The organism is Propioniciclava sp., from assembly GCF_036744435.1.
In the GTDB taxonomy this organism is placed as follows: domain Bacteria; phylum Actinomycetota; class Actinomycetes; order Propionibacteriales; family Propionibacteriaceae; genus Propioniciclava.
Map to the genome: position 1 here is coordinate 1 of NZ_DAIOIA010000210.1, position 2,409 is coordinate 2,409.

General features: G+C 70.2%; 3 protein-coding genes. 2 read left to right on the forward strand and 1 reads right to left on the reverse strand.

Annotated elements, in window-relative coordinates; genetic code table 11:
* Positions 1-196 (forward strand): response regulator transcription factor (locus V7E09_RS15230; protein WP_324523692.1); only part of this gene is annotated, 196 nt, incomplete at its 5' end.
* A 102-nt stretch (positions 197-298) separates the two neighbouring features.
* Here V7E09_RS15230 and V7E09_RS15235 read toward each other — a convergent pair.
* Positions 299-994 (reverse strand): DUF308 domain-containing protein, encoded by a 696-nt coding sequence (locus V7E09_RS15235; RefSeq protein WP_324510005.1) that lies wholly within the window; start codon positions 992-994, stop codon positions 299-301.
* A 159-nt stretch (positions 995-1,153) separates the two neighbouring features.
* Here V7E09_RS15235 and V7E09_RS15240 point away from each other — a divergent pair.
* Positions 1,154-2,409 (forward strand): sensor histidine kinase (locus V7E09_RS15240; protein ID WP_324523693.1); only part of this gene is annotated, 1,256 nt, incomplete at its 3' end.

Below are 2,409 nucleotides of genomic sequence, written 5' to 3' on the forward strand. Positions count from 1 at the left end.
GCTCACCGAACGCGAGACGGAGGTACTCGCCCTCGTCGCGCGTGGGATGTCCAACACTGAGATCGCCAACGCGCTCACCATCTCCGTCAAGACTGTCAAGACGCATATCGGCAGCCTTCTCGCCAAGCTCCATGCCCGCGACCGCAGCCACCTCGTCATCACCGCCTACGAGACCGGCCTCGTCGCCCCCCTCTGATCCTGGGCTCGCGGTCCGGAGGTGACGCCGGGGGACGTATCTCAGCGCCGCGCCTCGGGGCCCTCCGGGTCGTCCCACCGGAGGGCCCCCGACGCGGGCGGGCTAGCTGATGGTTGCGCTGCAGGTGGCCATCGCGGACTTTCCATTGCCGGACTGCTGGGAGACCGACTCCCCGTCGACGAGGATCTCGCAGGTGATGGAGTTCTCCTTCATGAAGTCGGCGTTGATCGCGGACACCGAGATGATCGTGAAGCTCTCGTCGGTCTCCAGGGTCTTGTTCCAGGCGCCGGTGGTCTGCTCGTTGCTGGTGCCCGAACCGGTGCTGTAGGTGACCTGGGCGCCACGCTCGGAGTTCACCTTCAGCTCGATGGTGCGCTTCCCCGCGTTCTGGGACGGGGCCGCTCCCGCCTGCGACTCCGCGGGGGACGCCCCCGCGCTGGGGACGACGGTCGTGGTGCCCGACTGGAACGCCTCATCGACCACCCGCCCGAGGCTGGAGGTGAACGCGATCGCTCCCGCGATCGTGCCGACGATGGACACGATCACGGCGGCCACCGCCACACCCTTCTTGCGGTCCCGGGCGAACAGCCCGACCAGGCCGAGGATGAAGCCGACCGGGAGCAGCAGCCACCCCAGGAGGTAGGCGCCCTCGATGACGGCGAACGCGAAACCGAGGATCGCCACGATGAGGCCGATCAGGCCGATCGTGTTGCGCGGCGGCTTCGGCGGGACGACCGGACCGGCGGGCGAGCCGCCCGGCTCGGTCGGGTAGGGCTGGATGGGGTCGGACGTGCTCATGGCTGACTCTCCTTTGGCTGATGTGCTGCACCTATCCCATCGGCGGACGCCCGCCGGGCACATCGCCTGATCGGGTACCGCGACCCCCTCCGAACGGCTACGCCACGGGACCCGACCGGATGAGCCCCGGCACGCCACCTGCGGCCTACGATGCTGCTTGTGGCGGGGTTTCAGATGGCCTACGAACGGCTCGACGGGGGTGAACGTGCACCCTGGTGGCACACCGTCGCCCCCATCCTTCTCGTCGGGTTCTGCATGATCATGAGCGCCGTGTTCTCCCCGGCCGGGTGGGCCACGCCCAGCGACTCGTCGTCCACCAGCCTCGCCAACCCGGCCCTGATCGTGATGCTGTTGTCCTTCACCGCGCCCTTCGCGCTGATCTGGCGTCACCGGGCCCCCTTCTGGTTCACGCTGGTGGCCGCCGCCGTCCCGTTGGTGCTGCCGATCGGCATGGTCCCCGCGCTCGTCTTGGTGGCCGCCCTGATCGGACGCCGTCGCGGGCCCGCCGTGTGGTGGACACTCGGCGCGGTGGGGGTATCCACCTTCGTGGTGGTGACGCTCGATGCGCTCGCCCAGCCCAAGGGGGCGTCACTGTCCAAGATGTTCTTCGCCTCAGAGCCCAACGCCGCCAACCCCGCGTCCATCCCGCTGTGGCATGCCTGGCTGGCGGGAGCGATCCTGCTGGCCGCTGCCTGGGGGATCGGTCTCCTGCTTCGCTCGCGGCGGGGGGAGCGGGATCGCACCCAGGAGGTCCGGCAGCAGCAGGCGACCGTCAGCCGGCTGGGCGACGAGGTCGCCCGGCGGCAGGAGCGCGAGCGCATCGCCCGCGAGGTGCACGACGTCATGGGGCACCGGCTCTCGGTGCTCAATCTGCACGCGGGCGCCCTGGAGCTCAATGCCGGGGAGGATGCCCGCCTGCACGACTCGGCCAGCCTGGTCCGGGAGAGCGCAGGCAAGGCGATGGACGACCTGCGCTCCCTGCTCGGCGTCCTGCGTGAACCCCTGGGGGAGGAGCCGGTCGCCATCCCGCTGGCCCGGCTGCCCGAGGTGATCGCGGAGTCGTTCGGGGCCGGGCAGACGATCAACTCCTCCATCTACATCGCCGACCCCGAGCGGGCCGATCCGGCCCTGTCGCGGGCCGTCTACCGGATCGTGCAGGAGGTCCTGACCAACGCGCGCAAGCATGCGCCGACGTCCCCGGTGACGCTCAGCGTCCAGGGCTCACCGGATCGGGGAGTCGTCATCGACGCCCGCAACCAGTACGAACCGGCTAGCCAGGCGCCGCAACCCGGGTCGACCCGCGGGTTGAAGGGGATCGCTGAGCGGGCCGAGCTTCTGGGCGGGAGCATGCGGTATGGCCTGACCGACGGCGACCGCGGCTTCCGCGTCACCGTGACGCTGCCCTGGCGGGAGGC

Excerpts from the sequence above, each read along its gene's own strand:
- V7E09_RS15235 (WP_324510005.1), bottom strand. The coding sequence starts at position 994 with ATGAGCACGTCCGACCCCATCCAGCCCTACCCGACCGAGCCGGGCGGC.